27 protein-coding genes are annotated in these 22,899 nt (G+C 63.8%); 19 read left to right on the top strand and 8 right to left on the bottom strand.

Annotated elements, in window-relative coordinates:
• Window positions 1-38: 38 nt before the first annotated feature.
• The 12 genes from JV18_RS0111800 to JV18_RS0111745 all read left to right on the top strand — a co-directional run bounded on the left by JV18_RS0111800 (window position 39) and on the right by JV18_RS0111745 (window position 8,938).
• A complete protein-coding gene (locus JV18_RS0111800) occupies window positions 39-842 on the top strand; it encodes a VOC family protein (protein ID WP_033074647.1) in 804 nt (267 codons plus the stop codon).
• Between the two features lie 36 nt (window positions 843-878).
• Window positions 879-1,361, top strand: coding sequence for a VOC family protein (locus JV18_RS0111795; protein ID WP_033074646.1), 483 nt, complete (start codon window positions 879-881; stop codon window positions 1,359-1,361).
• 49 nt (window positions 1,362-1,410) lie between these two features.
• The gene (locus JV18_RS0111790; RefSeq protein ID WP_033074645.1) at window positions 1,411-1,872 is read left to right on the top strand and encodes an SRPBCC domain-containing protein; all 462 of its coding nucleotides are present in this window, start codon (window positions 1,411-1,413) and stop codon (window positions 1,870-1,872) included.
• A 165-nt stretch (window positions 1,873-2,037) separates the two neighbouring features.
• Window positions 2,038-2,853, top strand: a complete 816-nt coding sequence (locus tag JV18_RS0111785; protein ID WP_033074644.1) for an alpha/beta hydrolase — start codon at window positions 2,038-2,040, stop codon at window positions 2,851-2,853.
• A gap of 160 nt (window positions 2,854-3,013) precedes the next feature.
• Window positions 3,014-4,216 carry an outer membrane protein assembly factor BamB family protein gene (locus JV18_RS0111780; RefSeq protein WP_052071950.1) on the top strand — a complete coding sequence of 401 codons (1,203 nt, stop codon included), beginning with the start codon at window positions 3,014-3,016 and terminating at the stop codon, window positions 4,214-4,216.
• Window positions 4,217-4,300: 84 nt separating this feature from the next.
• Complete coding sequence (locus JV18_RS0111775; protein ID WP_052071948.1) at window positions 4,301-4,624, top strand: PGPGW domain-containing protein; 324 nt, start codon at window positions 4,301-4,303, stop codon at window positions 4,622-4,624.
• A 97-nt stretch (window positions 4,625-4,721) separates the two neighbouring features.
• Window positions 4,722-4,856 (top strand): 50S ribosomal protein L34, encoded by a 135-nt coding sequence (gene rpmH, locus JV18_RS0111770; RefSeq protein WP_003046693.1) that lies wholly within the window; start codon window positions 4,722-4,724, stop codon window positions 4,854-4,856.
• Between the two features lie 84 nt (window positions 4,857-4,940).
• Complete coding sequence (gene rnpA / locus JV18_RS0111765; protein ID WP_235303193.1) at window positions 4,941-5,219, top strand: ribonuclease P protein component; 279 nt, start codon at window positions 4,941-4,943, stop codon at window positions 5,217-5,219.
• Window positions 5,220-5,370: 151 nt separating this feature from the next.
• Complete coding sequence (gene yidD / locus JV18_RS0111760; protein WP_033074642.1) at window positions 5,371-5,583, top strand: membrane protein insertion efficiency factor YidD; 213 nt, start codon at window positions 5,371-5,373, stop codon at window positions 5,581-5,583.
• Between the two features lie 41 nt (window positions 5,584-5,624).
• Window positions 5,625-7,388 carry a membrane protein insertase YidC gene (yidC, locus tag JV18_RS0111755; protein WP_033074641.1) on the top strand — a complete coding sequence of 588 codons (1,764 nt, stop codon included), beginning with the start codon at window positions 5,625-5,627 and terminating at the stop codon, window positions 7,386-7,388.
• Between the two features lie 105 nt (window positions 7,389-7,493).
• Window positions 7,494-8,138 (top strand): ribosome biogenesis GTP-binding protein YihA/YsxC, encoded by a 645-nt coding sequence (yihA, locus tag JV18_RS0111750; RefSeq protein ID WP_033074640.1) that lies wholly within the window; start codon window positions 7,494-7,496, stop codon window positions 8,136-8,138.
• Between the two features lie 128 nt (window positions 8,139-8,266).
• Window positions 8,267-8,938 (top strand): glutathione S-transferase family protein, encoded by a 672-nt coding sequence (locus tag JV18_RS0111745; RefSeq protein WP_033074639.1) that lies wholly within the window; start codon window positions 8,267-8,269, stop codon window positions 8,936-8,938.
• A gap of 31 nt (window positions 8,939-8,969) precedes the next feature.
• Here JV18_RS0111745 and JV18_RS0111740 read toward each other — a convergent pair whose 3' ends face one another.
• Together JV18_RS0111740 and JV18_RS0111735 are read right to left on the bottom strand one after the other, a co-directional pair.
• Window positions 8,970-9,437, bottom strand: a complete 468-nt coding sequence (locus tag JV18_RS0111740) for a cupin domain-containing protein (RefSeq protein WP_200879097.1) — start codon at window positions 9,435-9,437, stop codon at window positions 8,970-8,972.
• Between the two features lie 124 nt (window positions 9,438-9,561).
• Window positions 9,562-9,888, bottom strand: coding sequence for a hypothetical protein (locus tag JV18_RS0111735; RefSeq protein WP_033074637.1), 327 nt, complete (start codon window positions 9,886-9,888; stop codon window positions 9,562-9,564).
• 125 nt (window positions 9,889-10,013) lie between these two features.
• On the opposite strand from JV18_RS0111735, the gene JV18_RS0111730 reads away from it, so the two are divergent.
• Entirely contained in the window at window positions 10,014-10,601 is a 588-nt protein-coding gene (locus JV18_RS0111730) for a TetR/AcrR family transcriptional regulator (protein ID WP_144243926.1), read from the top strand.
• A 55-nt stretch (window positions 10,602-10,656) separates the two neighbouring features.
• Complete coding sequence (dapE, locus tag JV18_RS0111725; protein WP_033074635.1) at window positions 10,657-11,793, top strand: succinyl-diaminopimelate desuccinylase; 1,137 nt, start codon at window positions 10,657-10,659, stop codon at window positions 11,791-11,793.
• Here the strand turns inward: dapE and JV18_RS0111720 are convergent.
• From JV18_RS0111720 to JV18_RS0111710, 3 genes are read right to left on the bottom strand one after another with little or no spacing between them, the layout of a single operon-like run.
• Window positions 11,790-12,365, bottom strand: a complete 576-nt coding sequence (locus JV18_RS0111720; RefSeq protein WP_033074634.1) for a Smr/MutS family protein — start codon at window positions 12,363-12,365, stop codon at window positions 11,790-11,792. The two genes, dapE and JV18_RS0111720, sit on opposite strands and share 4 nt — an antisense overlap.
• A gap of 7 nt (window positions 12,366-12,372) precedes the next feature.
• Window positions 12,373-13,713: an MltA domain-containing protein gene (locus JV18_RS0111715; RefSeq protein ID WP_443027796.1), complete on the bottom strand. Its 1,341-nt coding sequence runs from the start codon at window positions 13,711-13,713 to the stop codon at window positions 12,373-12,375.
• Window positions 13,714-13,727: 14 nt separating this feature from the next.
• Complete coding sequence (locus JV18_RS0111710) at window positions 13,728-14,387, bottom strand: Tim44/TimA family putative adaptor protein (RefSeq protein ID WP_144243925.1); 660 nt, start codon at window positions 14,385-14,387, stop codon at window positions 13,728-13,730.
• Window positions 14,388-14,625: 238 nt separating this feature from the next.
• On the opposite strand from JV18_RS0111710, the gene secB reads away from it, so the two are divergent.
• From secB to JV18_RS0111690, 4 genes are all read left to right on the top strand, one after another.
• Window positions 14,626-15,144 (top strand): protein-export chaperone SecB, encoded by a 519-nt coding sequence (gene secB / locus JV18_RS0111705; RefSeq protein ID WP_033074633.1) that lies wholly within the window; start codon window positions 14,626-14,628, stop codon window positions 15,142-15,144.
• A gap of 27 nt (window positions 15,145-15,171) precedes the next feature.
• Complete coding sequence (murJ, locus tag JV18_RS0111700) at window positions 15,172-16,749, top strand: murein biosynthesis integral membrane protein MurJ (RefSeq protein ID WP_033074632.1); 1,578 nt, start codon at window positions 15,172-15,174, stop codon at window positions 16,747-16,749.
• Between the two features lie 24 nt (window positions 16,750-16,773).
• Window positions 16,774-17,790 carry a tryptophan--tRNA ligase gene (gene trpS / locus JV18_RS0111695; protein WP_033074631.1) on the top strand — a complete coding sequence of 339 codons (1,017 nt, stop codon included), beginning with the start codon at window positions 16,774-16,776 and terminating at the stop codon, window positions 17,788-17,790.
• Window positions 17,791-17,907: 117 nt separating this feature from the next.
• A complete protein-coding gene (locus JV18_RS0111690) occupies window positions 17,908-18,606 on the top strand; it encodes a DUF4136 domain-containing protein (RefSeq protein WP_235303185.1) in 699 nt (232 codons plus the stop codon).
• A 281-nt stretch (window positions 18,607-18,887) separates the two neighbouring features.
• Here the strand turns inward: JV18_RS0111690 and dnaA are convergent, their stop codons facing one another.
• From dnaA to mutM, 3 genes are all read right to left on the bottom strand, one after another.
• Window positions 18,888-20,336: a chromosomal replication initiator protein DnaA gene (gene dnaA / locus JV18_RS0111685; protein ID WP_052071946.1), complete on the bottom strand. Its 1,449-nt coding sequence runs from the start codon at window positions 20,334-20,336 to the stop codon at window positions 18,888-18,890.
• Window positions 20,337-20,780: 444 nt separating this feature from the next.
• Window positions 20,781-21,044 (bottom strand): 30S ribosomal protein S20, encoded by a 264-nt coding sequence (gene rpsT, locus JV18_RS0111680; protein WP_033074630.1) that lies wholly within the window; start codon window positions 21,042-21,044, stop codon window positions 20,781-20,783.
• Window positions 21,045-21,242: 198 nt separating this feature from the next.
• Window positions 21,243-22,055, bottom strand: a complete 813-nt coding sequence (gene mutM / locus JV18_RS0111675) for a bifunctional DNA-formamidopyrimidine glycosylase/DNA-(apurinic or apyrimidinic site) lyase (protein ID WP_033074629.1) — start codon at window positions 22,053-22,055, stop codon at window positions 21,243-21,245.
• Window positions 22,056-22,151: 96 nt separating this feature from the next.
• Between mutM and JV18_RS0111670 the strand changes: the two genes are divergently transcribed.
• Window positions 22,152-22,889 carry a class I SAM-dependent methyltransferase gene (locus tag JV18_RS0111670; RefSeq protein WP_443027782.1) on the top strand — a complete coding sequence of 246 codons (738 nt, stop codon included), beginning with the start codon at window positions 22,152-22,154 and terminating at the stop codon, window positions 22,887-22,889.
• Window positions 22,890-22,899: the final 10 nt, after the last annotated feature.

The raw sequence follows: 22,899 nt of genomic DNA, 5'->3' as shown, positions 1-22,899 counted from the left end.
CCAGCCCCCTCCCCCCGTTTATCGAAGGAGTAGCGTTCATGACCCAATCCGACGAAAGCTTCATCTGGTATGAACTGATGACGCCCGACCCCGATGCAGCAGCGCGCTTTTACGGCGCGGTTATCGGCTGGGCGATCGCCGCGCACAGCGATCCCGGTGCCCCCGGCGGCGTCGATTACCGTATGATCGTGCGCGGGGACGGCAGCCATGCGGGCGGCGTGCTGCGCCTGGGCGCCGAGATGATCGCGGGCGGCGCGCATCCCGGCTGGCTCGGCTATCTTTATGCCGCCGATGTCGATGCAGCCGTCGATGCCATCGTCGCCGATGGCGGCGCCGTCCATATGGGCGCGCATGACCTGCCCGTCGGGCGCATGGCGATGGTCTCCGACCCGCAAGGCGCGGTCTTTTACCTCATGAACCCCATCCCGCCCGCGGGGAAGGAAAAGCGGGTGAGCGGCGTCTTTTCGATGACCGAGGCGCAGCATATCCGCTGGAACGAACTCGCCGCACCCGATCCCGATGCCGCCATCGCCTTTTATAAAAAGCATTTCGGCTGGGAACAGGAAGGCGGCGTCGACATGGGCGAGATGGGCCAATATCACTTTGTCCAAAAGGGGCAGGAGGGAGTCGGTGCGGTGATGCCGATGACGCCCGAAACCCCGGCGCCCGGCTGGTATTATTATATCGGCGTCGACGATATCGACCGTGCGGTCGCAGCGGTGACCAGCGAAGGCGGAGCCTTGCTGCACGATCCCATGCAAATCCCCGGCGGCGAATTTTCGGTCGTTGGCAGCGATCCGCAGGGCGCCATTTTCGGCCTCGTCGGCCCACGCAAGGGCTGACCCGCACCTTGTCTTGCAAGCATAAGGAGAGAGAAGATGTCCACCTCCCCTGTAACCCTCTGCCTCTGGTATGAAGGCGACGCCGAAGAGGCCGCGCAATTTTATGCCGCGACCTTTCCAGACAGTCGCCTCGGTGCTGTCCACCGCGCGCCGCGCGATGTCCCCGGCGCAGAGGAAGGCGCGGCGCTGACCGTCGAGTTTACCCTTCTCGGCCTGCCCTGTGTCGGATTGAACGGCCCGCCGCTCTTCAAGCATAGCGAGGCCTTTTCCTTTCAGGTCCATACAGACACGCAGGAAGAGACAGACCGCCTGTGGAACGCCATCGTCGATCATGGTGGGCAGGAAAGCATGTGCGGCTGGTGCAAGGATAAATGGGGGGTCTCATGGCAGATCATCCCGCGCGCGCTGCTGGCTGCAGTGACCGGTCCCGACGAGGCGGCCGCCAAGCGGGCCGTCGATGCCATGATGGAAATGAAGAAAATCGACATTGCTGCTATTGAAGCAGCGGTGAAAGGGTAGACCCCTTACCTGTCCTCCCCCCCTTCTCCTCAGCTTTCAGGAGCAAATCATGTCCGATAATCATCAGCTTTCGATCAGCATCCACATTGATGCCACCCCCGAAAAAGTGTGGGAGGTAATGACGCAGCGCATGACCGAATGGTGGTGCCCCAAACCGTGGAGCGTTACCCTCGACGATATCGACCTGCGCACCGGGGGGCGGTGCGCGATGACGATGCACGGGCCCAACGGCGAAACCATGCCCAGCGACGGGATTTTTCTGGAGGTTATCCCCGGCCGCCGTTTCGTCTCCACCGATGCCGTAATCCTCGATGCCGATGGGCGGCCCGCGCCGTCAGAAGCCTTCATGATCGGCGGCTGGGAAATCGAACCCGATGGCGATGGCACCCGCTATACCGGTTGGGCGCGCCACTGGACCAACGAGGCTCGGCAAAAGCATGAAGATATGGGCTTCACCCCCGGATGGACCGCGGTAGCCGAACAGTTGAAGGCGCTCTGCGAAGCCGGATAGGCCGCGCGCGTAAAGCATCCCCGCCTGCGGCCGCTGCCTGGGGAATGGCAAATGGGAAAGGCGCTGCCACGCCGTCCATCACCCCCCTCGCCTATTTTCGGTTAACGCCGCGCTGACTGTCTCGCTTTTCTTTTTGACAGCATCACCGCGCGCACAAGCGGCGGCATGGCCATGCCTTCCGCCTTTGTCCGCACCGCGACCATCGCCCTTTTTGCTGCCGCCCTGGCCTTTGCGCCCGTGCGGGCGGAGCAAATGGTGATCATAACCACCATCACCACGGTCTGGAGCGCTGAGGAGGATGGAGAGGTTGACGCAGCGGACGTCGAACAGGGCTGGCCGGACGAGGAACCCCAGGCCCTGCTGGCCGACGAGACGCTGTCGCTGGAGGGCGATGCTGTTTCCGAACGCAGCGCGGTGCGCCGCTATGCGGCGTCCACTCCTTCTCTCGCCCTCACGGCGCCGCGAGCCAAGGCGCGCTTTGGCCCCTTTACCGTGATCGACGGGGTCACGGCCCGCATGGCGGGCGATGTCGATAGCATCACGCCGCGTCAGTTCGCCGCCATGATGGCCGCCTTTCCCGGTCTGCAAAGACTGGAAATGCTTGATTGCCCCGGCAGCCTCGATGAAGAGGCCAATCTGACGCTTGCCCGCGCGATCCGCCGCGCAGGGCTCGAAACCCATGTTCCAAGCGGCGGATCGGTGCGATCGGGCGCGGTCGAGCTATGGCTCGCGGGCGCGAAACGCAGCGCGGCCCCCGACGCGGAATTTGGCGTGCATAGCTGGGCGGATGAATATGGACGCGAAGCGCGCGACTATCCGGCCGACGATCCGGTCCATGCCGAATATCTGTCGCTCTATCGCGAAATGGGCATGGACCCCGCCCGCGCGCGCGCCTTTTATGCGCTGACCAACAGCACGCCTTTTGATGAGGTGCGCTATCTTACTCGCGCCGACATGGCCCGCTTTGCGCTGCTAAACTGAACCGCCCGCCCGGTCACCGGCGGGCGCGCCCCTCGCCCCGATCATTCCATAGCTATGCAGGCCGAATAGAGCGGGCTGGCTGCTTGCCGAACGAAATTGACGCTGCAACACTCGCCGACATGGCAGAGGGCCAAGGCCCCGCCTTTTGGGGGAGAGAGATATGTTTGCCTTTTTGGCGCCGCTGCGTGCCCTGCTGCTGCACGGCCTTTCCGGTCTTGGCGCGCTGCTTCTGGGTCTCGCCGCGCCAGCGATAGCGGCGGAGACGCCCGGCGTCCCCGCGGGCACGCCCTTATGGGATTTTCAAACCGGCGATGCGATATGGAGCCCGCCCACCCATGATCGCGGCATCCTTTATGTGGGAAGCGATGACGGACATCTTTACGCGCTCGATACGGCGAAGCGTGCGCTCAAATGGAAATTTGCGACCGGCGGCAAGCTGCGCTCCAAACCTGCCATCGCGGGCGATTTGGTAATCGCGGCAAGCGATGACGGCTATCTTTATGCGCTCGACCATATGACCGGCGCCGAACGCTGGCGCTTCAGTCTCGAATCGCAAGATCTGCACCGACGCGAACCGGCGCTCTCCAACCCCTATTATGATTTCCTCCATTCCTCGCCGCTGGTGCACGATGGGCATGTCTATATCGGGTCGCTCAGCGGCACGCTCTTCGTGGTCGAAGCGACAAGCGGAAAGGCCGCGTGGCGCTTCGGCACCAGCGACGCAATCCGCGGCACCCCCGTCATCGCCAATGGCCATGTCTATTTCGGGGGCTGGGACGATCATGTCTATGCAATCAATCTCGCGACGCGGCAGCAAAGTTGGCGCAGCGACACGGGCGGCATCGTGCAATCGACCCCTGCGGTCGATGCAAAGCGGCTGATCATCGGCAGCCGCAGCGCCAAGCTGGTCGCTTTCGACCCGGCAAGCGGAGCCGAACTGTGGAGCCAGACAGTGCCCGAGGGAAGCTGGGTCGAATCCTCGGCCCTGCTTCATGACGAACGCTTTTATATCGGCAGTTCAGACCTGCTGACCCTGTCGGCGCATGCAGCGGAGGATGGACGCCAGCTCTGGTCCTTTCCCACCGGCGGATGGAGCTGGGCGACGCCGGTGCATGATAAGGGCACGCTCTATATCGGGGCGATCAGCGCCTTTCCCCATTATTTCGAAGGGGTGACCCTGGCGCGCGGCTTCTTCGCCGTCGACGCCGAAACGGGGCAGGAAAAATGGCGCTTCACTCCGCCCAAAATCCAAGGCAAAATCAACGGCTATGTCACCGGCGGGGTCGCGGTCGCCCCTGCCATTGCCGAAGGGATCGTCTATATCGCGACACTCGACGGCCGTATCCATGCTCTGAAACAGTGAATTTCGCGCGTCCCGCCGCATGGCAGCGGCGGGGCGGCGCCGCCAATCTTGCAACCCGCTCCTACGCCTCCCACATGGGCGGGCATGGCACGACTCTCCCTCTACCAGCGCCTTCGGGCGAACCCGCGGGGGCGGTCGGCCTTGTTCCTTTTCGGCCTGCTCCTCATGGCGACGGGAATCATCATCGGTCCGCTGCCGGGACCGGGGTTCCTGATTCTTTTTCCGCCGGGGCTGATGCTGTGCCTTCAGAACAGCCGCTGGGCCAAGCGGCGCTATGTCCGGTTCAAACGCCGCCATCCGCGCTATGGCGCCTGGGCCGACCGGGTGCTGCGCCGGGTCAGCGCGGCGCGGCGCCGTGCGCGCGATCAAATCGGCGCAACGCGCGAGGAAGGCGTGACTAGCGATTGACTTTCGCGCGCGACTCCCTTATTCGCGCCCCCAATGGCGGCCGCCCGCGTTTGGCGGCCCTTTTCTTTAATGATCGAAGAGATTTGAGGATTACGCGATGAAGCGCACCTATCAACCGAGCCGCCTTGTGCGCAAGCGTCGCCACGGCTTCCGCGCCCGCAAGGCCACTGTCGGCGGCCGCAAGGTTCTGGCAGCCCGCCGCGCCCGCGGTCGCAAGAAGCTGTCGGCCTAATCGGCCGGCGCGCCGCCCCGGCTGGTGCGCACGCTCAGCAAACGTAGCGAATTTCTGGCCGCAAATCGCGGCCTTCGCTTTCCCATGCCCGGTTTCGTCCTGCTCGTCCGCCCGCGCGGCGACGGCGACGATACACCGGGCATTGGCTATACGGTCAGCAAGAAAGTCGGCAATGCGGTCACTCGCAACCGGATGAAGCGCCGGTTTCGCGAACTCGCGCGCGCCGCTCTGCCCGCGCGCGGCATTGTCGGCGCCGACCATGTGATGATCGGCCGTAACGGCGGTAATGACATCAGCTTTTCCGACCTTGCCGGCCATCTCGACCAGGCGCTGAGCCGCGCCGCCAAGAAATTGGCCTCGTGATGGCCCTTCCCCCATCCCCTCGTCACCCCGGGCTTGATCCGGGATACGCGCATCCGGCGCCGCGTGAATGGGCCCCGGATCAAGTCCGGGGTGACGAAATCAGTAAGCAACGCCCCACCGCTGGAAATGCGCTCTTTTGCGGGGGGCACCCATGATCCGCCGCCTGCTCATCCTGATCGCGCGCGGCTGGCAAATTGGCCCGTCGCGCATTTTGCCGCCGACCTGCCGCTATGCGCCCTCGTGCAGCGAATATGCCATCGTCGCCCTGCAACGCCATGGTGCGATCAAGGGTGGCTGGCTGGCGATAAAGCGGCTATTGCGCTGCCATCCTTGGGGTGGGCACGGATATGATCCGGTTCCGTAACGCGATAACTCCCCGAAAATATTGAAGAGAGACCGAAGAGCGTGGAAGACAAGCGAAACCTGATCGCGGCAATTTTATTGTCGGTGGCGATTTTGATCGGCTGGAATTTCGTGGCCGAAAAATTCTTCCCCACTCCGTCAAAGCCCGATGTGACCACGACGGTCGCGGGAACCGGCACGGACAACGCTGCGCCCACCGCCGCTGCTCCTGCGCCCGGCCAGCCAAGCGCTTTGCCAACCCCCGGGGTCCCCGCCGCCGCGCCTGCACAAGCGACCCGCCCGGTCGAGGCTGCCTTGGCCGAAGGCAATCGCATTCCGCTCGAAACCCCCGACCTGTCGGGCTCGATCAATCTGGTTGGCGGGCGCATCGACGATGTCACGCTGACCAAATATCGCCAGACGATCAAAAAGGATTCGCCGCCCGTTCGCCTGTTCGCACCCGCCGGAACCAAAGGCGCCTATTTCGCCAGCCTCGGCTGGTCGGCACAGGGCATCACGGTGCCCGGCCCGAACACGCTCTGGACCGCCAGCGGCAACAAGCTGACTCCCACCACCCCTGTCACCTTGAGCTGGGCCAATGGCAGCGGTCAGACCTTTCGGATCGAATATAGCATTGACGAAAATTATCTGATCACTGCGAAACAGACGATCGCCAACACCGGCAGCGCGCCAGTGACGGCGAGCAGCTTTGCGCTGATCGACCGGCTGGGCAAGCCGACCGACCCGCATGAAGCCGACAGCTGGACCATCCATGTCGGCCCGACCGGATTTCTGGGCGGCAAGTCGGTGTTCGATGTCGATTATGACGACGTCGAGGATGCCGACGCGCGCAGCATCCGCTATAATTCGGCGGGCTGGCTGGGCTTTACCGATAAATATTGGCTCGCCGCCATCGTCCCCTCCAAGGGCGAGCGGGTGACCGCGGCGATCAGCTCGCCGTCGGCCAATCATTATCAGACGCTGTTCGCGCGCGATTTTTCGCAGATTGCGCCGGGCAAGCAGATGAGCGTGACCAGCCGCATCTTTGCGGGCGCAAAGGAAGTCGATGTCCTGTCCACCTATCAGGACAAGCTGGGCATTCCGCGCCTGTCGAACGCCATCGACTGGGGCTGGTTTGAATTTTTCGAGGTGCCGATCTTCAAACTGCTCGACTGGCTGTTCAAACAGGTCGGCAATTTCGGCGTCGCGATCATGATCCTGACGCTGATCATCCGCCTGGTCATGTTCCCCATCGCGCAAAAGCAATTTGCGTCGATGGCGCAGATGCGCCTCGTCCAGCCCAAGATGAAGGCGCTGCAGGACCGGTACAAGAATGACAAGCCGAAGATGCAGCAGGAGCTGATGAAGCTCTACAAGGATGAAAAGATCAATCCGCTGGCCGGCTGCCTTCCCATCGTCATCCAGATTCCGATCTTTTACGCCCTCTACAAGGTGCTGATGCTGACGATCGAGATGCGGCACCAGCCCTTCATCCTGTGGATCAAGGATTTGTCGGCGCAGGATCCGGCGATGATCCTCAACCTCTTTGGCCTTCTGCCCTTCACCCCGCCGTCGCTGCTCAGCATCGGCCTGCTCGCGGTGATCTTGGGCATCACCATGTGGCTCCAGTTCCGCCTCAACCCGACGCCGACCGACCCGGTGCAGGAACAGGTGTTCAAGATCATGCCCTGGCTGTTCATGTTCGTCATGGCGCCCTTTGCCGCGGGCCTGCTCCTTTACTGGATCACCAACAATATCCTGTCGATCGGTCAGCAGCAGTGGATGTATCGCAAATATCCCGCGCTGAAGGCCGCGGCGGCGAAGTAATGCCGAAGCCACCGGCATATGTCCCCGCGAAGGCGGGGCCATCGCCGGTGGCTTCGACCTTAAACAACAGGAGATGGACCCCTGCCTTCGCGGGGGCACGGCTATATGACCGATGACATTGACCCGACGCTGCCCGAACGCGCGCGCAAGCTGTTTGCAGGGCCCATCGCCTTTCTGAAATCGGCGCCCGCGCTTCAGCATCTGCCCGCGCCGTCGGCGCCCGAAATCGCCTTTGCGGGGCGCTCGAACGTCGGCAAATCCTCCCTGCTCAACGCGCTGACAGGGCGCAACGGCCTTGCCCGCACCTCGGTCACACCGGGGCGGACGCAGGAGCTCAACTATTTCGACGTCGGCAATCCCCTGGTGTTCCGCCTCGTCGACATGCCCGGCTATGGCTTTGCCAAGGCGCCCAAGGATATCGTCAAGAAATGGCGCTTTCTGGTCAATGACTATCTGCGCGGGCGACAGGTGCTGAAACGCACGCTGGTGCTGATCGACAGCCGCCACGGGATCAAGGATGTCGACCGCGAAGTGCTGGAAATGCTCGACACCGCCGCGGTCAGCTATCGCCTCGTCCTCACCAAGGCTGACAAGGTGAAAGCGAGCGCACTGGCCGAAGTTCATGCCGCGACCATCGCCGAGGCGCGCAAACATCCCGCCGCCCACCCGGAGGTGATCGCGACGAGCAGCGAAAAGGGCATGGGAATAGCCGAGCTTCGCACCGCCGTTCTGGAAGCGGTGGAGAGTTGACGGGGCTTGACGCTTGACGTCTCGTCCGTTCGTGTCGAGCGAAGTCGAGACACCCATGGGTTTGGCGCATGGTCGAGGGGCATCTCGACTGCGCTCGATGCGAACGGAAATCGGGAGCTGAGTTCAGAATGAAACTCTTCATCGGCAACAAAGCCTATTCCAGCTGGAGCCTGCGCGGCTGGCTCGCCGCCAAACAAAGCGGCCTGCCGTTCGAGGAAGTCACCGTCCCGCTGTATGACGAAGCCTGGTCACAGCGGCGCGAAGGCGATGAATTTGCGCCATCAGGTGGCAAGGTTCCCATCCTGTGGGACGGCGATGATATCGTCGTGTGGGACAGCCTCGCGATCATCGACTATCTCAACGAGAAAACCGGCGGCACCCGCGGATACTGGCCCGACGATATCGCCGCGCGCGCCATGGCCCGCTCCATGGCCGCCGAAATGCATTCCGGATTCGCTGCGCTCCGCCGCGAGCACAGCATGAACATCCGCCGCATCTATCCCGCCGCCGACCTCGCACCCGATGTCGAGGCTGATGTGCGGCGCATCCTGCAAATCTGGGCCGAGGCGCGGGCGCGTTTTGGCGGTGCGGGCGAGTTTCTGTTCGGCAAATGGTCGGCCGCCGACATGATGTTCGCGCCAGTGGTGACCCGGCTGATCACCTATTCGATACCGCTTCCCCGCTTTGCCGTCCCCTATTGCCAAGCCGTTATCGCCCACCCGGACATGCAGCTATGGATCGGCGGCGCGCAGGCCGAAGATTGGGTGATCGAGCAATTTGAAGGACCGGGCGGGGCGTAGGGCTGCTTTTCGGACCTCGCCTCTTCAACGGTCAAGGAATCCGCTTGGTCGGATAGGGCGTGCCATCCTTGTGGAAATAGCCGTCGGGCGTGAATTTCATGTCGATGTCCGAATAGCTGCCGCCGGTGTCGCGCGCCTTGCCGCCGCCCAGCGCGACGAAGACGCAGTCGCTGTCCGTCTCGTTGATCAGATGATGACCATTTTCGACCCCCTTGGGCCAGACGGCGATATCGCCGGGGCGCATGATATGCCGCCCGTCATCTTCGACCAGTACCGCTTCGCCCGCGATCATGATCAGCATTTCATCCTCGCCCGCATGCCAATGGCGCTGCGACGACCAGGCGCCGGGTTTCAGCACGACATGGCTGGCGGTAAAGTCGGTCAAACCCGTCGCGGGCGCAATCCGCCGATACCAGCGCCCCTGCACCGGTTCATCGAACGGCGGCGGATAGCCGGTGGCATTGGTCTGCGGGATTGCGGCGAGGTCGATCTTGGGCATCAGGCTCTCCGGGGCCGGGCCAGAAGGCGCGGCGTGGTTTGGGCCTGAAACATTCGCGCTCGATCAAGACCTGTCAATAACCCGTCCGGTCGTCCCGCCCCGTCTCCCCTCGACGCAGACTCGTTCAGCAGCCACCGCGTTTAAGCGTGATGTCCCCACGCCTTGCCGCCTGGGCCGGGCGCGTTGCGCGGCGCTGTGCAGCCGATGCCTTCAACTCGGGCGGCTTGGCTGCCGATTCCTGTGGCTTGGGCTTGGGTTCAGGCGGAGGCCCGCCCCTTCGGCGAATAAGGTCGCGATTAAGCCCGCCGTTAATGCCTTCATCGGCCTGCGGCGAAGGCGGCGGGCATTGCTTCTTGCGCGCTTCGCCGTCGAGGTCATTCAATTTGATATATTGCGCCGATGCGGCCGGGATGGCAGCCATGGCAAAGGCCGCGGCGATGATAAGCCTCATGGGAAATCTCCCTTCAATGCAAAAGCTTATTGGCAGCGCCCCGGCACTCCTCCTATTCTCGGACCGGAGCGATGTATTAGATTATCACTCTAGATCATTAATCCAATGTGAACAAGGCGCCTGCCATGACCTCCGCCGCCCCCGATACCAAAAGCCGCGTTATCGCCGCCGCCACGCCCCTGTTCGTCGAGCAAGGACTCGACCGCGTATCGGTGCAGGATATTTGCAAGGCGTCGGGCGTCTCCAATGGCAGCCTCTTTCATCATTTCGGGTCGAAAAATGGCGTCGCGCTGCAAGTCTATCTGGCCGAGCGGCGCGCCTATTGGGACCATGCCCTCGCCGCCGTCGAGCGCCATAACGGCGATCCGGTCGAGGCGTTGGGCGCTGCGGTGCGCGCCGCGCTCGATTATCAGCAAAGCCATCCGCGCCGCCATAATTTCATGATCGAATGCGCCAGCTCCACCTGGATGCACGCCCATGCCGCCCCGGTGCAGGCGCTGAACGATGAATTCACCCGGCGCTTTCTGGTCTGGGGCGCACCGCATGTCGCCGCCGGGCGGCTGCGCGCGCTCGACCCGCAGCTCGTCGCAGCGCTCGTCTTCGGGCCGAGCCAGTGGCTCGCGCGGTCGTGGCTCACCGGCCTCACCCCCGAACCGCCGACCCATCATGCCGATGCGCTCGTCGATCTCGTCACCCGCGCGCTGCGCCCCTGATCCGCTCGGCGCAACCCGCTCGACAGGCTGCGCCGTGGCGGAGTAAGGGCAGGCGATGACCCAGACCATCGACCCCGTCGCCCTCGCCCAGTCGCTGATCGCCGCCCCGTCGGTCACCCCGGCGACGGGCGCGGTCTTTGATGTGCTCGAAGCCGCGCTGTCCCCGCTCGGCTTTGCAGTCGAGCGCTTTATCGACGGGATCGAGCCCGACGGGCCGGTTGAAAATCTGCTCGCGGTCCGCAAGGGCGGCGGCCCGCGCCATTTCGGCTTTGCCGGGCATCTCGATGTCGTGCCCCCCGGGGTCGGCTGGACCAGCGACGCCTTTGCCCCCGAAATCCGCGGCGAGCTTCTTTATGGGCGCGGCGCGGTCGATATGAAGGGCGCTATTGCCGCTTTTGTCGCCGCCGTCGCCGCCATTCCCGCCGATGCGGGCACGATCAGCCTGATCATCACCGGCGACGAGGAAGGCGCGGCGGTCTTTGGCACCCGCGCGCTGATGGAGCATATGGACGCACGCGGCATCCGCCCCGACATGATCCTGGTTGGAGAGCCCACGTCGGTGCAGCGGCTTGGCGATATGGTCAAGATAGGCCGGCGCGGATCGGTCAATATCTGGATCGACGTGCCGGGGACGCAGGGCCATGTCGCCTATCCGCACCTCGCCGACAATCCCATTCCCAAAATCGTTGCCATATTGAGCGCGATCGACGCGGTCACGCTTGATGAAGGGACCGACTGGTTCCAGCCGTCGAACATCGAATTCACCGACATGGAAGTGGGCAATGGCGCGACCAATGTCATCCCCGCCTCGGCGCGCGCGCGGCTGTCAATCCGCTTCAACGACCAGCATCGCGGCGCCGATCTCATCGAACGCGTCGAAGCCATTGCCCATGCGGTCGAACCCCGCGCGAAAATCCTCGGCAGAATATCGGGCGAGGCTTTCCTCACCCCGCCGGGCGATCTGTCCGAACTGGTGGCCGAGGCGATCCACGCCGAAACCGACCTCCGCCCCGAACTTTCGACAACCGGCGGCACATCCGACGCGCGTTTCCTTCACGCCCTTTGCCCGGTGGTCGAATTCGGCCTCACCAATGCGACGATGCACAAGCTCGACGAAGCGGTCGCCGTCGCCGACCTCCACAAGCTCACCGCCATTTATCGCGGCATTTTGATGCGCGCGCTGCTCGACTAGCGCCCGCGCCGCAATATCACATAGACCGCCCCTGCGCCGCCATGGCTGATATGCGCGGGGCGCAGCGCGACAATCTGGTCGGCATGGGGCGATGCGGCGAGCCAGTCGGCAAGCGAGGCACGGATCGCGCCGCGCGGGCGGCGTTCGCCATGCATGGCGGGCAGGCGGTCGGCGCCGGGGCGCAGCCGCCCCGCGACCACCAGCAGCACACGCGCCCCGCGCAGCAAGGCGCGCGCAATGGCCTCGTCCAGCAGCGCCTGCGCCGACGCAAGGCTGTGCCCATGCAGGTCGATGCTGATATCGGGCCGCACCTGCCCCTTGCGCAGCCGCCGGTCCCAATGGCTGTCGAGCGTCGCCTGCCCATGGATGCGGCGCGGCGGCGGCAGCGTTGCGGGCGGCAGGCGGCGTAAAGCTGGCGCGGCAGCGGGGGCGCCCTTGGCCACCGGACTGGGCGGCTTTACCGTCGGCGGCGCGGTGGGCGCCGCAGGCGGAACTCGCCCCGGCAAGGGGTCGACCGTCGCCGCGACCTTTTTCCACAGCGCGGCTTCGTCGGGGGCAAGGCGCCGGGGCACCGCCCGATCAGCGCGCGGTCAGCCGCGCGACGCTGACGCGGGGCAGCAGCAGCAGCGCCGATCCGCGCGCCGCCATGCCGCCCGCAATGGCGCGCGCGTCTTCGCCCGCGCCCCAGAAGCTGTCGAAACGATTGGCACCCTTGATCGCGCCGCCCGTATCCTGTGCCACCCATAAATGCCCCGGTTCGGCGCGGTCGAGCGACAGGAAAACGGGGGCGCCCAGCGGCACAAATTTGGGATCGGCAGCGACGCTGACGCGCCCCGTCACAGGCAGGCCCAGCGCACCGAGCGGGCCCGGCCCGGTCAATTCGCGAAAGAAAATCCAGCTTGGGTTTTCATTCATCACCGCCGCGCCGCGTACCGGATCGGCGCGCAGATAGTCGAGAATGCCCTGCATCGAGGTCTGCCCCGACTGAAGCTCACCGCGGTCGAGAAGCAGCTTGCCAATGCCGACATAATCGCGGCCATTCTGGCTGTCATATCCGATGCGGACGATCTGGCCATCGGGCAGGCGCAGACGGCCCGACCCCTGAATTTGCAGGAAGAAAAATTCGGCTGCATCCGCCGCCCAGGCGATTTCCAGCCCGCGCCCCGCCAGCGCGCCGCGCACGATCGCCGCACGATCATAATAGGGGACAAAATTGCTGCCCTCGACGCGGCCGCGAATTTTCCGGCCCTTCAGCGATTCGGAAAACAGGCCGAGATCCACGTCGACCAGGTCGGCAGGACGGCGATAAATGGGCACATCATAGCCGGGCTGGCGCGTGCGCGACGCCGCGATTTCGGGCTCGAAATAACCGGTGACAAAGGCGGTGCCCGCCCCCACCTGCACCGTGCCGAAATAGCGGCTGAAGAAATTGCTCGCATCGCGGTCGGGCCAGTCGGCGGCGGCGCGGCAGCTTTCGGCCCATTCACCCGTCTGGGTCAGCCCGCTGACGTCCTGGCGCCGCTGGACCGAGGGGCAGGAAATGCGAAACGCCTTGAGCGCGGCGCTCGCTTCTTCGGGGCTCACGCCCAATTCGGTAAATTCAGGCCCGGCGATCACCCCGCTCGCCGCCGCCGTCGCGGCATCGCCCGGAACGGGAGCTGCGGCAAGCGGCGGGCGCGGCGTGGCGGGTATCGGCCTGGCGGCGGCAGTCCCCGGAACGGATGGACGCGGCTGATAGCTGGGTGGCGGCGCGTCAGGCCGCGCGGCGCTTGCCGGCGGGCTGGGCCGCGGCGCGGGCGCTGCCGTACCGGGCCGCGTTCCCGCATCGGGGATGACCGATGTGCATCCCGCCAAAAACGGGATCGACAGGAAAAAAGCGGCCTTGAATGCGCGTGCGCGACGCTCTTTCCCCACGGACATCCCCATCATCGCCGTCAGGCGGTTTCGGCTTCGTCGAGCAGCCAGTTGGGATCGCGGCTGCCGATGCTGCGGCGGAAGGTCCAATAATCGTTAAGCGGCACGGCATCGCTCATCGAACCGGCGATCATCTTGCCGTCGGCATCGCGCGTTATGGCGCTGATGTCGGCCTGATAATGAACCTTGATCCGCGCTTCGCCGCGCGTCATCTCAACCGCGACAATCTTGGCTTCTTCGATCCCCATCAGGCGATTTTCCAGCCGTTCGCCGCGTGCTTCGCGCGCCTCGATCGCTTCGACAAAAGCGGCATAGCTGTCGTCATCGCACAAATCGCGCAGCGCTTCGCGGTCACCTGCCCAAAAGGCTTCGTAAATCATCTGATAGGCGGCCTTGGCGCCTTCCATGAAGCGGCCTGCGTCAAATTCCGAATCGGTTGCCAGCAACTGGCGCAATCCGACTTCTGCCTCCGGGTGATAGACCAGATCCGTATCGGCAGCGCCGGGGGCAGCGGGTGCGTCCTGGTCGACGCGCAGGGCGCGGGGGCCCGGCCGCTGGTCATCTCCGCGCGGCAGCACCGGCTCCTGCTCATGCCCGGTACGCTTCCCCAGCACAGAATAAAGCCGCATCCCAAGGAAAGCGGCGATCATGGCGAGCAGGACGATTGAAAATGCGGTCACAGGCAAGAGTCCAATATGCACGGGAAAGAAAGGGATCAAACGCGAATATAGGCGATCCGCAGCAAGGTTTCAAATCCACATGGCCGCAGGAAGGCGGCAGGTCAACGATTCGAAGCGTCCGGCCGCCCCCCATTGTGCTTGCGTCCCGCCGCTGCTAAGCGCCGCGGCGAACCGTCCGTCGAAGCCCGACCGGGCTGCGGCGCGACCCTTTTTCATCATCCGAATGAAAGCGTGACCTATGGCCGACGAGAGCAGCCCCGAAACCAATCCGGCCCCCCAGCCCAATGGCGAAGACACCAGCCCCGCCATCGGCCTGATTTCGCAATATGTGAAGGATCTGTCCTTCGAAAACCCCAGCGCTCCCGCCGCTTTCCAGTGGCAGTCGGCCCCGCAGATCGACGTTCAGTTCAATATTGCCGCCGAAGGTGTGGGCGACAATCTGTTCGAAGTGACGCTGAAAATCGACGTGACCTCGAAAGCCGATGAAGGCACCGCCTTTGTCATCGAGCTTCAATATGCCGGCCTGTTCGGTGTCCGCAACGTGCCCGAAGACCAGCTTCAGCCCTTCTTCCTCGCCGAAGCGCCGCGCATCCTCTTTCCTTTCGCGCGCCGCATCGTCGCCGATGCCGTTCGCGATGGCGGCTTCCCGCCGCTGCTCCTCGAACCCGTCGATTTCCACGGCCTGTTCATGCAGCAGGTGCAGGCGGCGCAGGATGAAGGCCAGAGCGAAGCCTCGGCACCTGTCGGCCAGGCCTGATCCCGCCGCGCGGGGGCCGCTCGAACGATGAGCAGCCTTGTCAAAAGCGTCGGCACCATCGGCGGGCTCACCCTGGTGAGCCGCGTCTTTGGCTTTGCGCGCGACATGCTCTTGTCGCGCATCCTGGGGGCGGGCGGCATCGCGGACGCGTGGCAGCTCGCCTTTCAGCTTCCCAATATCTTCCGCCGCCTCTTTGCCGAGGGGGCTTTTGCCGCCGCCTTCGTCCCGCTGTTCAACCAGCGGATGACGAAGGAAGGCGACCATAGCGAAGCACGCGCCTTTGCCGAAGCGGTGATGGCGGTGCTCATCCCGATCCTTATCGTCTTTTCGGCGCTGTTCCTGCTCATCATGCCCTGGGTGATGGGACTGTTCGCGAGCGACGCGCTGGAGGCGGACGCCGCGACCTTCGACCGCGCGGTGCTGATGGCGCGCATCGCCTTTCCCTATCTGGCGTTCATGAGCCTTGCGACCCTGTTCGCCGCGGTGCTCAACAGCCTGTCGCGCTTTGCGGCCGCTGCGGCCGCCCCCATCCTCCTCAACATCTGCCTCATCGCTGCGCTGCTCACAGGCATGGTGACGGGCAATGGCGATGAAGCGAGCAAGGCGGCAACCGGGCTTTACCTTGCCATTGCCGTATCAGCCTCGGGGCTGTTCCAGCTTGGCTGGCTCTATTACTGGGTTCGCAAGGCGGGTTTTTCGCCCCGGCTGCGGCGTCCCCGGCTGACGGCGGAGGTGCGCGAAATGGGCGTGCTCATCCTGCCCGCCGTGTTCGGCGCGGGCGTCTATCAGATCAGCCGCTTCATCGACCTGTTCTTCATCGCCACCCTGCCCGACAAGAGCATCACCTATCTCGCCATGGCCGACCGGCTCAATCAGTTGCCGCTCGGTATCATCGGCATTGCGCTCGGCACCGCCATCTTGCCCGCCCTGTCGCGCTTCATCGCGCAGGAGGACAGGGACGGCGCCTTTCGCCTGCAAAGCAATGCGGTCGAGCTTGCCATGCTGCTGACCGTTCCGGCCGCCGTCGCGCTGTTCGTCGCGGGTCCGGCCATCACCAGCGCCTTTTATGTCGGCGGCCAATATACGCGCGCCGATGGCCTTGCGACCGGCGCCGTCGTCGGCGGGCTGGTCGTCGGCCTGCCCGCCTATGTGCTGGTGAAAGTGCTCGTTCCCAATTTCTTTGCGCGCAAGGATACGCGCACCCCCGTGGTCACGGCGGCGCTATCGCTGATCCTCAACATCGCCCTCAACCTGCTCCTCATCCCGCGCTTCGGCATTGTCGGGTTGGCGCTGGCGGGCTCGATCGCCGCCTGGTGCAATGTCGCGCTTCTCTATGCGCTGCTCCACCGCCGCGGCGCCTTTCACCTCACGACGAAGGTCGCGGGCCGCATCGTCCGAATCGGCTTCGCCGCCGCCGTCATGGGGGCGTGCCTGTGGCTCGTCCTCCCCTATGGCGGCGATGCTTTCACCGGCAGCATTGTCGAGCGTATCACCGCCCTTGCAGCGCTGGTCGCGACCGGTGCGGTCACATTCTTCGGTTGCGCCTTCCTCTTCGGCGTGGTCAACCGCGACACGCTCGGCCAGCTCCGCCGGCGCCAGCTTTGATTGATGAAACATAGGGAAATTCACATGCGCGTCCTTTCGGGCATCCAGCCCACCGGAAATCTGCACCTTGGCAATTATCTGGGCGCGATCCGCAACTGGGTGCGGATGCAGGAGGAAATTTCGGCGCAGGGCGGCCAGTGTCTTTATTTCCTCGCCGATCTTCACGCCATTTCCATGCCGCATGATCCCGCGCAGCTCACCGCCAATACGCGCGCCATGGCGGCGGCGCTCGTCGCCTGCGGCATCGACACCGACCGCTCGATCCTGTTCAACCAGGCGCGGGTTCCCGCCCATGCGGAGCTGCAATGGCTGCTCAACGGCACCGCGCGCATGGGCTGGCTCAATCGCATGACCCAGTGGAAGGACAAGGCGGGCAAGAATCGCGAGGGCGCCTCGGCGGCGCTTTTCACCTATCCCGTGCTGCAGGCCGCCGATGTGCTCCTCTATCAGACCACCCATGTGCCGGTGGGCGAGGATCAGAAACAGCATCTCGAACTCGCCCGCGATGTGGCGCAGAAATTCAACAATGATTATTGCGCGCCCGACGCGCCGGTCTTCACCCTGCCCGAACCGATCATTCCGAAAGAGGCCGCCCGGATCATGAGCCTGCGCGACGGCAGCGCCAAAATGTCGAAATCCGACCCTTCGGACATGAGCCGCATCAACCTCACCGACGATGCCGACCTGATGAATCAGAAGGTGAAAAAAGCCCGCACCGACCCCGAACCCCTCCCGTCCGAACCCGAAGGGCTGGAAGGCCGGGCAGAGGCGCGCAATCTGGTGGGTATTTACGCAACGCTCGCCAACCAGTCGGTTGCCGATGTGCTGCGCGATTTTGCAGGCCAGGGCTTTGGCCAGTTCAAGCCCGCGCTTGCGGAGTTGATGGTCGAGAAGCTCGGACCCATTAATCAGCGCTTTACCGCTTTGCGGGAAGATAGCGCGGCGCTGGACGCGATTTTGGCGAAGGGGGCCGAGCGCGCACGTGAATTGGCAACCCCCACTTTGGATGCCAGCTATGCGGCGCTGGGCCTGTGTCGCTAGGGAGCGACAGAACGATCGGCGAACGAAAGTGCGACGAACCGGGTTCAACCAAGGTTAAGTCGCATTGGGTTAGTCATGGTAATAAGCGCAGATGAGCGCGCACCGAATTGACGGAGCATGACGATGATCAAGATGAAGTTTCGCGGGCTGGGAAAAGCCGCCATGGTAGGAGCGGCCCTTGCGCTCGCCGGTTGCGCCGCCACGCCTTTTCGCGCCGATGTCGCCCGTTTTCAAACCCAGCTGCCCGTGCCGCAGGGGCAAAGCTTTACCGTAACCGCCACCGATGCCTCGCTCGATGGCGGGATCGAGTTTGGCCATTATGCCAGCCTGGTCGCGGGGGAGCTGACCCGTTACGGCTACCGCCCCGCCGCGCCGGGCGAACAGCCCGATATGCTGGTCCGCATGGATTACAGCATCGACAATGGGCGCGAGCGCGTCCGTTCCACGCCGGGTTTTGGCTATGACCCCTGGTATGGCTATCGCAATCCCTATTATTATCGCCCGGTGATCGTGCGCGGTCCCAATGGCCGCCGCTATGTCTATGGCTGGCGCGATCCCTTCATGTGGGGCGGTTTCGGCCCGCGCTGGGGCTATAATGATGTGGAAAGCTACACCGTTTACACCAGCCACCTCAATCTGCAGATCAGCCGCGCCGCGGACGGCTATCGCCTGTTCGAAGGCCGCGCCGAAGCGCAGTCGCGTGACAATGATCTGACCCAGATCGTCCCCAATCTGGTCGAAGCAATGTTCACCGACTTCCCGGGCAATTCCGGCGAAAAGGTGCAGATCACCGTGGCCCCACCCGAAAAGCGCTAAGGCCCCCGAGATAAAGCAAAAGCCCGCTCTTCACACGAAGAGCGGGCTTTTTTGTGTTCAAGGAGGAGGAAGCAGAGATCGGCCCCGCAACCAACAACCGCCCCTCTCTCTCGTCATCCCGGACTTGATCCTCGTCATCCCGGACTTGATCCGGGATGACGAAGCGTCTGGCTCCGCTCCACGCATCCACACGCTTCCCCACCGAAACCACGCCAGAGGATTAGCGCATACACACGCCGCCTGTGGACAAATCCGTGGAAAGGCCCGGCAAAGGCTGTGGATCAGCCGTTCAGGCTGCGGCGGATGGCGGCGATTTCGGCGTCCAGCTCGCTGTCATGGACGCGCAGCGCCTCGACCGTGCGAACCGCGTGGATCACCGTCGAATGGTCGCGCCCGCCAAAGCGGCGCCCGATTTCGGGATAGGAGCGCGGCGTCAGTTCCTTCGCCAGATACATGGCGACCTGACGCGGGCGAGCGATGGCGCGCACCCGGCGCTTCGATGCCATTTCCGCCTTGTCGAGCTTGTAATGGGCGCATACCGCGCGCTGAATCTCGTCGATGGTGATGCGCGGGCGCGCGCTGCGGACATTTTCCGCCAACCGGTCCTCGGCGAGCGCCAGATCGACGCGCACCCCGGTCAGCGCCGCATAGGCGAGCAGCTTGTTGAGCGCGCCTTCCAGCTCCCGAATATTGCGGGTGAAATGCTTGACGAGATAGGCGACCACCTCATCGGGCACCTCGACCATCGGCATCGCAACCAGTCGCTGGCGGATGATGCGTTCGCGCAGATCATCTTCGGGCGCCTCAATGTCGGCGACCAGTCCGCCCGACAGGCGCGACAGCAGCCGCGCCTCGACCCCGTCGAGCATCGCCGGCGGGCGGTCGGCGGTCACCACCAGCCTTTTGCCCGTGGTGAGCAGATCGTCGATCGTGTGCAGCAATTCTTCCTGCGTCGAATTTTTGCCGATCACAAATTGCAGATCGTCGAGCAGCAACAGATCGGCGGCGCGCAGCCGCGCCTTGAACGCCATCATGTCGCCGCCGCGCATCGCGCCGACAAATTCGAGCATGAATTTTTCCGCCGACATCAAGATGATGTTCGCGGTCGGATGGATCGCCGCATAGGCCTGCGCAATTGCCTGCAGCAAATGCGTCTTGCCCTGTCCGGTGCCCGAGCACAGGTAAAGCGGGTTGAACTGCGGCGCCTCGGCCATCGCCATGCGCCGCGCCGCATTGGCCGCAAGGATGTTGCTGCGCGCGACCACAAAGCGGTCAAACGACAGCCGCTCGTCAAAAGACGCAAAACCTACCGGGGTCACGTTGGGCACCGCAAATCCCGCGCTTTGCACCGCGGGGCGCAGACGATCGGCGGACAGCGACGGAGCGCTGGGCGCTTCGCCGGCAATCGGCGCGCGCACCGCGCTGGACGCCGCAGCCCCTTGGACCTGGACACTGCGCACGTCGGCCAGATGCTGCCGCCAGGCCAGCACCAGCCGGTCGCCAAAGCGTTCGTTGATCCAGTTGGCCGAAAAGCGGCTCGCGGCCTCCAGCGTGACGACGCCCGACAGGCGGCAATAATCGGCAAAGCGTACGGGCTTGAGCCAATGGTCAAAGGTGCGCGCACCCAGGTCGCGGCGCAGCCCCTCGGCCACCTGCGGCCAGAGCAGGGCAGCATCGCTTCCGGTCACGGTCGCCTCGCCTGCCCCCGCCCTCTGGCTATCCCCGCTCATGTTCACGCTGCCTTGCCCCCTTGGTTCACCATCTGCTCCTCGCCGGACAACCGGCCAATCGCTACCCCGGACCGGGACACAGCCTTCCCGTCCCGGACTCACGGTCCGAAAAAATACGAAACATGTCGATGTGGCGGTCGTCGGCGAGAGCCGATGACCCCTATTGTCTAGTCAGCGGATGCCGAGTCGATCAAGGGCCGGCCATGTAAAATATGTGAAATAAAAACCTTGACTCGCAGACCCCCTAGGGAAAGCGTCAGATAGTATTTTTATCGTTATTTTTCATGAGCTTATACCGTTCCAACCAAATTGGTCACAACGAATCGCGATAAATCCGCCACTTACCGCGCTGCAACAGTTCCGCCTTGGATCCGTAACAATAAGAACGAAAAAAACCCGCCAGCATCAGCCAGCGGGTCTTTTATGCCGGAACGGCGAAAAGCGTCAGGCGATGGCTTTGACGCTCTTGGTCAGGCGCGAAAATTTGCGCGCGACCATATTCTTGTGAAACACGCCTTTCGCCACGCTGCGCGCCATTTCGGGCTGTGCAGCCTTCAGCGCGGCAGTGGCCGCATCCTTGTCGCCCGCAGCCACGGCGGCTTCGACCTTCTTCACCAGCGTGCGAACCCGCGAAACGCGATTCTTGTTGACGAGCGCCCGCGCATTGTTGCGGCGGATGCGCTTTTTTGCCTGCGGCGTATTGGCCATAATATCCTCAAAATTTCCAAATCAGTTCAACGGTCGGAGCACAGCCATAACGGAGCAGCCGAATCGCGGGAAGTGCAGCGAATCAACGTCCGGATACAGCCGGTTCCGGAACACCGGACCCTGCTCGAAGGGTGCGCCCATAGCCGGCAGGCGCAGGAAGGTCAATATTTTTCGGGGCAAAACCCTCTGCCCGCGAGGTCATTTTTGGCATTTCAGACAATAGAAGGTCGAACGTCCGCCTTGCGACACGCGCGCGACGGTTCCGCCGCATCGGCACGCCTCGCCTTCGCGCCCGTAAACGCGCCACTGTTTGGCGAAATAGCCAAGCTGCCCTTCGGGGCTTAAATAATCGCGCAGGGTCGACCCGCCCGCGGCAATGGCGGAGACGAGCACCGCCTTGATCGCGGGCACCAGCGCGTCAAGCCGCGCGCACGGCACATCGGCGGCGGGTTTCAGCGGCGATATGCGCGCCAGGTTGAGCGCCTCGCAGACATAGATATTGCCCAGTCCCGCGACGATACGCTGGTCGAGCAGCATCGCCTTGATCGGCGCGCGCCGCCCGACAAGCGCGCGCGCCAGACAGGCGGCGTCAAATTCATCAGCGAACGGCTCCGGCCCCAGCGCGGTGAAAGGCGGGAACTCCGCCAGCGGGTCGCCGGTTACCAGATCGACCGAACCGAAACGCCGCGGGTCGCACAGGAACAGGCGGTGCCCGGCGCCCGTCTGCAACAGGAGATGATCATGCTTGCCCGCCTCGCCCCCCTCGGTCCGCCAGCGCCCCGACATGCCGAGGTGAAAGATCATATGATCGTCGCGGTCGGTGGAAATGATCCCATATTTGGCGCGCCGCCACAGCCGCGTGACCTGTGCCCCGGTCAACCGCTGGGCCAGGTCCACCGGAAAGGGGCGACGCAGATCGGGGCGAAAGGTGGTGACGGCGGTCAGCCGCTGCCCTTCCAGAAAAGGCGCAAGGCCTCGCACGGTGGTTTCAACTTCGGGCAGCTCGGGCATCTCGCCCTCTCGGCTACGCGCCATTTGCGCGGCAGGCAAGGGGACGTTAAAGGCCTCCCGACAATCCCCCTCCCCTTTTCGTAAAGGCGCATGGCCATGGCCGCTTCCGATACCGTCAGCTTTGGATATGACGAGGTTCCCGCCGACGCGAAAACCGGCATGGTGGGCGAGGTGTTCAGCCGCGTCGCGCGCAAATATGATATTATGAACGACGCCATGTCGGGCGGGCTCCACCGCTTGTGGAAAGACCGTTTCGTGCGCCGGGTCAAGCCGCGCGCGGGCGAGGCGATTCTCGACATGGCAGGCGGCACCGGCGACATCGCCTTTCGCATGGAATCATCGGGCGCCAGCATCACGGTCGCCGACATCAATCCCAACATGCTGGGCGTCGGTATGGAACGCGCCGCCGAACGCGGTATCCACAGCCTCGTCTGGTCCGAACAAAATGCCGAAAAGCTGACATTCCCCGATCATTTTTTCGACGCCTATACGATCGCCTTCGGCATTCGCAACGTCACCGACATTCCCGCCGCACTGGCCGAGGCGCATCGTGTGCTGCGTTATGGCGGGCGTTTTTTCTGCCTCGAATTTTCGACCAATGAATGGCCCGGCTTTGCCGAAATTTACGATGCCTATTCGCACCATATGGTCCCCCGCCTCGGCAAGCTGATCGCGGGCGACGCCGACAGCTATCGTTATCTGATCGAATCGATCCGCCGCTTTCCGCCCATGCCCGAATTTGCCGCGATGATCCGCGACGCGGGCTTTTCGCAGGTGAAGGTCGAACCAATAATGGGCGGGCTCGTCGCGATCCACAGCGGGTGGAAAGCGTGAGCGGACGATA

Source organism: Sphingopyxis sp. MWB1, assembly GCF_000763945.1.
In the GTDB taxonomy this organism is placed as follows: Bacteria; Pseudomonadota; Alphaproteobacteria; order Sphingomonadales; family Sphingomonadaceae; genus Sphingopyxis.
The sequence above is the reverse complement of the archived record's forward strand: the minus strand, read 5'-3'. Positions and strand labels throughout refer to the sequence as shown.

Excerpts from the sequence above, each read along its gene's own strand:
- JV18_RS0111785 (WP_033074644.1), top strand. The coding sequence starts at position 2,038 with ATGGCCATGCCTTCCGCCTTTGTCCGCACCGCGACCATCGCCCTTTTT.
- JV18_RS0111795 (WP_033074646.1), top strand. The coding sequence starts at position 879 with ATGTCCACCTCCCCTGTAACCCTCTGCCTCTGGTATGAAGGCGACGCC.
- JV18_RS0111790 (WP_033074645.1), top strand. The coding sequence starts at position 1,411 with ATGTCCGATAATCATCAGCTTTCGATCAGCATCCACATTGATGCCACC.
- murJ (WP_033074632.1), top strand. The coding sequence starts at position 15,172 with ATGAGCAGCCTTGTCAAAAGCGTCGGCACCATCGGCGGGCTCACCCTG.
- rpsT (WP_033074630.1), bottom strand. The coding sequence starts at position 21,044 with ATGGCCAATACGCCGCAGGCAAAAAAGCGCATCCGCCGCAACAATGCG.
- JV18_RS0111735 (WP_033074637.1), bottom strand. The coding sequence starts at position 9,888 with ATGAGGCTTATCATCGCCGCGGCCTTTGCCATGGCTGCCATCCCGGCC.
- JV18_RS0111775 (WP_052071948.1), top strand. The coding sequence starts at position 4,301 with ATGGCACGACTCTCCCTCTACCAGCGCCTTCGGGCGAACCCGCGGGGG.
- JV18_RS0111670 (WP_443027782.1), top strand. The coding sequence starts at position 22,152 with ATGGCCGCTTCCGATACCGTCAGCTTTGGATATGACGAGGTTCCCGCC.
- dapE (WP_033074635.1), top strand. The coding sequence starts at position 10,657 with ATGACCCAGACCATCGACCCCGTCGCCCTCGCCCAGTCGCTGATCGCC.
- trpS (WP_033074631.1), top strand. The coding sequence starts at position 16,774 with ATGCGCGTCCTTTCGGGCATCCAGCCCACCGGAAATCTGCACCTTGGC.
- JV18_RS0111715 (WP_443027796.1), bottom strand. The coding sequence starts at position 13,713 with ATGTCCGTGGGGAAAGAGCGTCGCGCACGCGCATTCAAGGCCGCTTTT.
- JV18_RS0111800 (WP_033074647.1), top strand. The coding sequence starts at position 39 with ATGACCCAATCCGACGAAAGCTTCATCTGGTATGAACTGATGACGCCC.
- rnpA (WP_235303193.1), top strand. The coding sequence starts at position 4,941 with ATGCCCGGTTTCGTCCTGCTCGTCCGCCCGCGCGGCGACGGCGACGAT.
- yidD (WP_033074642.1), top strand. The coding sequence starts at position 5,371 with ATGATCCGCCGCCTGCTCATCCTGATCGCGCGCGGCTGGCAAATTGGC.
- secB (WP_033074633.1), top strand. The coding sequence starts at position 14,626 with ATGGCCGACGAGAGCAGCCCCGAAACCAATCCGGCCCCCCAGCCCAAT.
- dnaA (WP_052071946.1), bottom strand. The coding sequence starts at position 20,336 with ATGAGCGGGGATAGCCAGAGGGCGGGGGCAGGCGAGGCGACCGTGACC.
- JV18_RS0111780 (WP_052071950.1), top strand. The coding sequence starts at position 3,014 with ATGTTTGCCTTTTTGGCGCCGCTGCGTGCCCTGCTGCTGCACGGCCTT.
- rpmH (WP_003046693.1), top strand. The coding sequence starts at position 4,722 with ATGAAGCGCACCTATCAACCGAGCCGCCTTGTGCGCAAGCGTCGCCAC.
- JV18_RS0111730 (WP_144243926.1), top strand. The coding sequence starts at position 10,014 with ATGACCTCCGCCGCCCCCGATACCAAAAGCCGCGTTATCGCCGCCGCC.
- mutM (WP_033074629.1), bottom strand. The coding sequence starts at position 22,055 with ATGCCCGAGCTGCCCGAAGTTGAAACCACCGTGCGAGGCCTTGCGCCT.
- JV18_RS0111690 (WP_235303185.1), top strand. The coding sequence starts at position 17,908 with ATGACGATGATCAAGATGAAGTTTCGCGGGCTGGGAAAAGCCGCCATG.
- JV18_RS0111740 (WP_200879097.1), bottom strand. The coding sequence starts at position 9,437 with ATGCCCAAGATCGACCTCGCCGCAATCCCGCAGACCAATGCCACCGGC.
- yihA (WP_033074640.1), top strand. The coding sequence starts at position 7,494 with ATGACCGATGACATTGACCCGACGCTGCCCGAACGCGCGCGCAAGCTG.
- JV18_RS0111745 (WP_033074639.1), top strand. The coding sequence starts at position 8,267 with ATGAAACTCTTCATCGGCAACAAAGCCTATTCCAGCTGGAGCCTGCGC.